Origin of the sequence: Psychrobacter sp., assembly GCF_036731945.1 — a bacterium.
Classification (GTDB): domain Bacteria; phylum Pseudomonadota; class Gammaproteobacteria; order Pseudomonadales; family Moraxellaceae; genus Psychrobacter.
Map to the genome: position 1 here is coordinate 30,402 of NZ_DAINDI010000023.1, position 7,439 is coordinate 37,840.

Consider the following 7,439-nt stretch of genomic DNA (forward strand, 5'->3'; position numbering starts at 1 on the left):
CTTCGCCGTAAACCGTACCTTGCATGAATAAGACAGTGCCTTCACCATCTTCGCTACCATCATCGAGACGAGCAAAGCCTTTCTCTTCTGGCGCGCCTGCTACATAAAGAGGACCTTCGATGGTACGGGGTGTACCGCCTTCAAGACCCGCTGCTTTTAGGTCTTCTTCAATCATTAAATCCATAAAATGATCAAAACCCAATCCTGGCGATAATAGACCGGCTTCTTTGCCCAAATCGCTAATAAACTCAACCCCAGACCAGTATTCGTCAGCAGTGATTTTTAAGTCATTAATGGTTTGCATAAGGTCAGTTACGATACGTAATACAATCTCTTGCACGCGTGGATTGACTTGCTCTGGGTAATCGATTTTACCTTTGATGAACTGTGTAGCTAATGTTTCAATTTGGCTGCGTTCCATGTCTCTCTCCTTGTTGAGGACTGTTTTGTTAAGGGGTTGTTATAGTGAGTATTCTTACTCAAATTTTTATGGATTCTGATATCAGCTGTACTGGCTTGCTTTAGCTGTCATCACTACGAACAGATGATGGATGACGTAACAATGGTGTCACTTCAACCTTCATATATGGATAGAGCGGTAATGACATCATAATGTCGTGTAGCTCTTCATTACTTTCAACATCAAAGATACTGAAGTTAGAGTACTGACCGGCTATGCGCCAAATATGACGCCATTTACCTTGCTCTTGGAGCTTTTGTGACAGCGCTTTTTCGGTGGCTTTAAGCTCGTTGACTTTATCGGCGTCCATACCTATTGGGATTAAGACATCCATTCTGACGTGATATAACATAATTATTTCCTTATATTTAATGATGGGTAATTTTTTTAGCTGTTACAGCATTTCAGTTTGAGGATTAGTAGAAAATTGCGGCTTCGATGATTTAAGTGAATTATTGATTGCTTGTTTGGCGTAGTGATAGACTTTATCGCTATCTACTTCGATACCAAGACCTGCGCCCGTAGGTACATTTAACCCAAAATTTTGATAATCAAGAGGCTGTGCTAAAACATCGTCGGTTAATAACAACGGACCAAACAGTTCGGTGTCAAAATTTAAACTGGGATAGGTTGAGAATACATGAGCTGAGGCCACCGTACCGATAGGCCCTTCAAGCATAGTGCCGCCATACAGCTCGATACCTGCTAGATGTGCCATTTGTCCGATTAGACAGGCGTTTTTCAGTCCGCCAGCTTGGTTTATCTTTACCGCGAAGACATCAGAACAGTGCTCGGCTGCTAGAAGAAAGGCGTTTTGTGGGTCTTGGACAATCTCATCCGCCATAATCGCCACATCAAAGCGACCAGTTAAACGTTTTAGGGCGGCTTTATTACGCATTGAAACAGGCTGTTCGATTAAATCAATGCCTCCAGCTTGTAATAGGCTAATACCTTGCATTGCCTCAAGTTCTGTCCAAGCCTGATTGACATCAACGGTAATGCGGCAATTAGGCAAGGCTGCTTTTATGGCTAATACGTGGGCCACATCATCAGTAATCGGATTGCTACCGATTTTTAATTTAAAAATGCGATGGCGCTTTTGCTCAATCATGCGCTTAGCTTCGGCGATATCGGTCGCTGTATTGCCGCTGGCAAGCGTCCATGCCACTTCGATACGGTCACGAACGCGGCCACCAATCAGCTCACTTACTGGTAGATTTAGGCGTTTACCTTCAATATCTAATAGAGCCGTTTCGATGGCACACTTTGCAAAGCGGTTGCCATTGATATGAAGATTGAGTAGCTGCATAGCTTTTGCTGGACTAGTCGGCTGCTCTTTTAATAAAAGAGGGGTAAAGTAGGTATCGATATTGGTTTTGATGCTATGAGGGCTTTCTTCAGCGTAGCTTAGGCCACCAATGGTGGTCGCTTCGCCCCAACCTTCGTATCCATCTTCTGTTTGAATGTTTACCAATACCAAAACTTGTTCGTTCATAACGGTACAAGCGAGCTTATGAGCTCGAATAGTAGGTATTGGTACCAATAAAGTATTAATTGAACGAATCATGACAGTCCCTATTGAATAAATGATGCTTCCTTATGCTTAATAAGAACTATAGTTATTAGATAACGACATGTCTAAGACCTATTTGGTCTGATATTGATACCTTTTGGGTATTTTGATAATCAACCTTCACCGTGTTATGTTCTTTAGGTATCGATAGGCTTATAGGTCACTCAAGGAATAATGTTCAATGGAATTGAGACATTTACGCTATTTTGTAGCGGTAGCAGAGGAAAAAAGTTTTAATAAGGCAGCAGAGCGTTTGTTTATTTCTCAGCCCCCACTGAGCCGTCAGATAAAACAGTTGGAAGAAGAGATCGGCGTCACGCTCATTGATAGGGACAATCGCCCTTTAAAGCTTACAGAAGCTGGCGACTTTTTTTATGATCATGCGCTTCAGATAATAAAAAAATCAGATGATCTGCGGGCGATGACCTTTCGTAAAGGCAGCTTTGACAACACATTATCGATAGGTTTTGTGTCGTCGATACTGTATGGCATATTGCCGAAAGTGATTGCGCGCTTCAGAGAAGTGTATCCAAATATAGAGATTAAATTATATGAATTGAACTCTTGGCAGCAAACGCAAAACTTAGTAGAAGGCAAAATAGATGTCGGTTTTGGGAGGCTTTTATTTGAAGACGCTTCTATTAGGCGATTATTACTAAGACAGGAGCGTTTAGTGGTTGCGGTTCCTAACAAGCATCGATTGGCAAAAGAGCAACAAAAGAGTATTCGTTTAATAGATTTAACCAATGAAAATTTATTGTTATATCCAATGGCACCTCGTCCTAGCTTTATCGATTTTGTCTTAGAGCTCTTTGAGTCACGCAATCTAAAAGCAAACTATTTTACTGAAGTACGTGAGCTACATATTGCTTTAGGATTGGTAGCAGCAGGCGAGGGTTTGACTATTGTACCAAAAACGCTTGAGCATCTACGGAGTCAGGAAGTGACTTATATTCCTTTCGAGGACGGGCTTTTAACCTCGCCTATTGTTATGAGTGTGAGGCATTTTGACAAATCAGAGCTATTAAAAACATTGTTGCAGGTGACTTATCAGATTTACGATGAAGAAGGGTTTGATTATAAGCCTGAGCAAATTTAAGGAGATCAATTACTTATTAATAACCTTAATATAAACTCATAATAGGATAGTTTTATGCCAGAATTCCATTACAAACCCGAAGCAGGCCAGGCGGAAGTAGCACGGCTCGTTTGTGGTAGCCCTTATCATAATCGTCGTGAATACGATTTTGCTGAACTAGAAGACTGACTATAAAGAGCTGATAAAGGTTTACCGCATTCTTGAGTAGCATTATAAATCTGCAACTTCTAAAGTTGAACTATTTTTAAATTATCAAAGAGTAAGTGCTTGGAAAGAGTATGCTAAGCTTGGGTTTGCTAACTTACCCTAATATAATTATTCGTTTACCAGATTCCGTTATGCGCTTGATGCAGCATATCTCAACGATATCTAAGTACAAGGTCCGTCCTAGTCTTATACATTCTGAAAACCTTGAAAATACCATAAAGAGAGGCTTGTCGTATCGATGCGAACAAGCCTTTTTTTATGTAATATAAGGAACAGTCTTAGGACATGTGGTCAAATCTACCAAGCACGATTTTATACAAGTTTATTGAACAAAGCTTTTGGTTAATTTAGTATGTTTTTGCGAGTTGTTAAATATATGGCTTTAGAGACTTAACATATATGGTAATTATAATTACCGTATATTGGCTATTACTCTTAATAAACGTTAGTTTTAATCGTATCAATTTCATTATTTTTTAATTTATGTTTTTTAATTTACGTCAAGGATGACCCGTATGAGTATCAAAGCATTTCCAGCAAAATGGATGACTGAAGAACACGAAATGGTATATGACAGTGCGCTAAAAATGTTTCAAAGCTGGGAAGACAAAGACGAGCAGTGGCGCGAAAACGGTATGATTGACCGCGCGGCTTGGGAGGAGGCTGGCGAGATGGGCTTTTTATGTGCGTCAATACCAGAAGAGTATGGCGGCGGTGGCGGTGATTTTGGTCATGAAGCCGCGATTCTTTTGGCGCAGGCGCAGGCGAACCGAGCCAGTTATGGCGGTATGGTGCATTCAGGCATCGTGGCGCCATATATCTATAAGCTTGGAACTGAAGAGCAAAAAAAATCATTGTTGCCTAAGATGGCGACGGGCGAATATATTGGTGCTATTGCGATGACTGAGCCGACGACGGGCTCTGACCTGCAGGCCATCAAAACTTATGCGATAAAAGAGGGCGACGACTATATCATTAATGGTTCAAAAACCTTTATTACCAATGGTCAGCATGCCAATATCGTGCTATTAGCTTGTAAGACAGACCGCGATAAGGGCGCGCAAGGTGTCTCGCTGATTCTTGTTGAGACCGACGGTTTAGAGGGTTTTACACGTGGCCGTAACCTAAAAAAGACGGGTCTTGCTGGACAAGATACTTCAGAGCTTTTCTTTAGTAATGTGCGTGTGCCACAAAAAAACGTACTAGGCGGTGTCGAGGGGCTCGGCTTTATACACATGATGCAAGAGCTGCCGCAAGAGCGCTTGATTATTGCTTTAAGTGGCTGCGGCGCGATGAAACTGGCGTTAGAGCTGACGCTTGAATATGTCAAAGAACGTGAAGCCTTTGGTAAGCCAATTTGGCAATTCCAAAACACGCGCTTTAAGCTCGCTGAGGTACAAGCGGATTATTTAGCGGTAAAAGCCTTATGTGATTCAGCAGTTGAGGCGCAAATACAGGGTAAGCTTGACGCCGCGCAAGCATCCTTAATCAAGTACTGGGTGACAGAAAAACAATGTAAAACGATGGATGAATGCTTACAGTTATTTGGTGGTTACGGTTATATGTCAGAGTACCCAATCGCTCGTATGTATGCCGATGCTCGCGTGCAAAAAATCTACGGCGGCACCAATGAAATCATGAAAGAGCTAGCCTCGCGCTTTATGTAGTCTCTTATGAGTGAGCAGAGTGCGCGCTTCTCAACACTTCATTATTTAAAACTAGCTACTTAAAAATTAAAGGGATTTATTATGACCCAGACCGCTTATATCTATGATGCGCTCCGCACTCCACGTGGTAAAGGAAAAAAGGATGGCGCTTTGCATCAAGCATCGCCAATTTGGTTGACACGTACGCTACTTAAAGAGATGCAGCAGCGTCATCACTTAGATACCAGCCTCGTCGATGATATCGTGCTTGGTTGTGTAACGCCAGTCGGTGAGCAAGGCTCTGATATCGCTCGCATCGCTGCTCTCGATGCAGGCTGGGATCAACGTGTAGCAGGGGTGACATTGTCACGCTACTGCGCCTCAGGCCTTGAATCTATCAACCTTGCTGCTGCCAAAGTCATGTCCGGTATGGAAGACATGGTCGTAGCGGGGGGCGTTGAGTCTATGAGCCGCGTACCGATGGGCTCAGATGGCGGTGCTTGGTATATGGATCCACGCGTTAATGATGCTACTGGTTTTGTCCCACAAGGGGTTGGCGCTGATACTATCGCGACCCTAAAAGGCTTTAGTCGCAGCGATGTTGATGAGTTTGCCACCGAGTCACATAGAAGAGCCGCCGCCGCTTGGGAAAATGGCTATTTTGATAAATCAGTGGTGCCTGTTAAGGATATTAATGGTTTATTACTATTAGACAAAGACGAAACCATTCGTCCAAATACTGATGTTGCCACTTTAGCAAAGCTCAATCCGTCTTTTGCTATGCCTGGTCAGATGGGTTTTGATAGCGTGATATTAGACAAATACACCACGATTGAAAAAGTAAACCACGTGCATCATGCTGGCAACTCATCAGGTATCGTCGATGGTGCTGCTATCTGTCTTATCGGTAGTGCGGCCGCTGGTGGCAAAGCTGGACTTAAGCCGCGAGCGAAAATTACTATGGCAGCGGTCATTGGCTCAGAGCCTTCTATTATGCTGACAGGTCCGACACCAGCTTGTAAAAAAGCGCTAGATAAAGCGGGTATGCAAGCGTCTGAGATCGACCTATGGGAGATAAACGAAGCCTTTGCTGCTGTTCCGATGAACACCGCTAGCGACTTTGGTATTTCATTAGATAAAGTCAATGTTAATGGCGGCGCGATTGCGATGGGTCACCCACTCGGCGCAACAGGGGCGATGCTGATGACGACGGTACTTGATGAGCTTGAGCGCCGCGATTTAAAAACCGCCATGGTTACGCTATGCGTCGGCGGCGGTATGGGAATTGCAACTATCATTGAGCGCGTATAAAAACATTTAGCAAAAACGATTATAAAAATGATTATGGATGATTAATCGTATAGCATCGTCAATTAACAAGGATTTAAAATGAGCACCAATAGCGTAGATGCCATCAATGCATTAAAGAGTTTTTCTGCCCAATCTGATAATGGAATTATCACCGTTACTATCGACCAAACCGAGCGTAAGATGAATGTCATTGGAGAGGGCTTTAATGATGCCTTTGCTACAATAACGGATACTTTTATCAATGACCAAGACGCAAAAGGCCTAATTCTAACGTCTGGTAAATCAACCTTTGTGGTTGGCGCAGATATTGACCAATTGGCTACTATTGAAACGGCCGAGCAAGCCTTTGCTTTGGTTGAGGACTTAAAAACTAGCCTTCGCAGGCTTGAAACTTCTGGTAAGCCAGTCGTTGCTGCCATTACGGGTACGGCGCTTGGCGGCGGTCTTGAGCTTGCTTTAGCTTGTCATTATCGTATTGCTATCGATTCACCAAAAACCTCGTCTACAACCAAGCTGGGTTTACCAGAAGTTAAGCTTGGCTTGCTACCCGGCGGCGGTGGGACGCAGCGTCTACCGCGTTTGATTGGTATTCAAAAAGCCCTTGAGCTGATGACGCAAGGCAAAGAGCTGCGTCCACAGCAAGCGCTAGAAATTGGCTTTATCGATGACGTGGCTCATGACAATGACGAGCTTATCAGTAAGGCAAAAGCGTGGATTAATGACAATCCAAAAGCGCAGCAACCATGGGACAAAAAAGGCTTTAAAATCCCAGGCGGTGACAGCAATCATCCAAAAGTCGTACAAGTATTTTCTATGGCCCCAGCGATGGCCAATCAAAAATCCCACGGCAACTATCCTGCGATTACCCATATTTTATCTAGCGTGTTTGAAGGCTGCTTAACCGATATCGACAACGGTCTTAAAATCGAGTCGCGTTTTTTTGTCGCCTGCGTGTTATCAGACGTATCCAAAAACATGATTAATAGCCTTTGGACGCAGCTCAATAGCATTAAAAAAGGACAATCACGCCCGCAAGGGTTTGAAAAATATAAAGTCAGCAAAGTCGGTATTTTAGGTGCTGGCATGATGGGCGCTGGTATCGCTTACGTTTCAGCTAAGGCAGGTATGGAAGTGGTATTGCTC

Annotated in this window: 7 protein-coding genes; 4 read left to right on the forward strand and 3 right to left on the reverse strand. The window is 43.3% G+C overall.

The features are described from left to right. The 3 genes from V7D75_RS06575 to V7D75_RS06585 all read right to left on the reverse strand — a co-directional run. Nucleotides 1-421: dioxygenase (locus V7D75_RS06575; RefSeq protein WP_333613905.1), on the reverse strand; the 421-nt coding region annotated here is incomplete at its 3' end. A gap of 100 nt (nt 422-521) precedes the next feature. Continuing rightward, complete coding sequence (catC, locus tag V7D75_RS06580) at nt 522-812, reverse strand: muconolactone Delta-isomerase (protein WP_333613906.1); 291 nt, start codon at nt 810-812, stop codon at nt 522-524. A gap of 42 nt (nt 813-854) precedes the next feature. Then, a complete protein-coding gene (locus V7D75_RS06585; RefSeq protein ID WP_333613907.1) occupies nt 855-2,027 on the reverse strand; it encodes a muconate/chloromuconate family cycloisomerase in 1,173 nt (390 codons plus the stop codon). Between the two features lie 187 nt (nt 2,028-2,214). On the opposite strand from V7D75_RS06585, the gene V7D75_RS06590 reads away from it, so the two are divergent. The 4 genes from V7D75_RS06590 to V7D75_RS06605 all read left to right on the forward strand — a co-directional run. Then, on the forward strand, nt 2,215-3,132 hold the full coding sequence (locus tag V7D75_RS06590) for a LysR family transcriptional regulator (protein WP_333613908.1): 918 nt from the start codon (nt 2,215-2,217) through the stop codon (nt 3,130-3,132). A gap of 722 nt (nt 3,133-3,854) precedes the next feature. Beyond that, nucleotides 3,855-5,006, forward strand: a complete 1,152-nt coding sequence (locus V7D75_RS06595; protein ID WP_333613909.1) for an acyl-CoA dehydrogenase family protein — start codon at nt 3,855-3,857, stop codon at nt 5,004-5,006. Nucleotides 5,007-5,087: 81 nt separating this feature from the next. Beyond that, nucleotides 5,088-6,296, forward strand: a complete 1,209-nt coding sequence (locus V7D75_RS06600) for an acetyl-CoA C-acetyltransferase (RefSeq protein ID WP_333613910.1) — start codon at nt 5,088-5,090, stop codon at nt 6,294-6,296. A gap of 78 nt (nt 6,297-6,374) precedes the next feature. Next, a partial coding sequence (locus V7D75_RS06605; protein ID WP_333613911.1) for an enoyl-CoA hydratase-related protein occupies nt 6,375-7,439 on the forward strand: 1,065 nt, incomplete at its 3' end.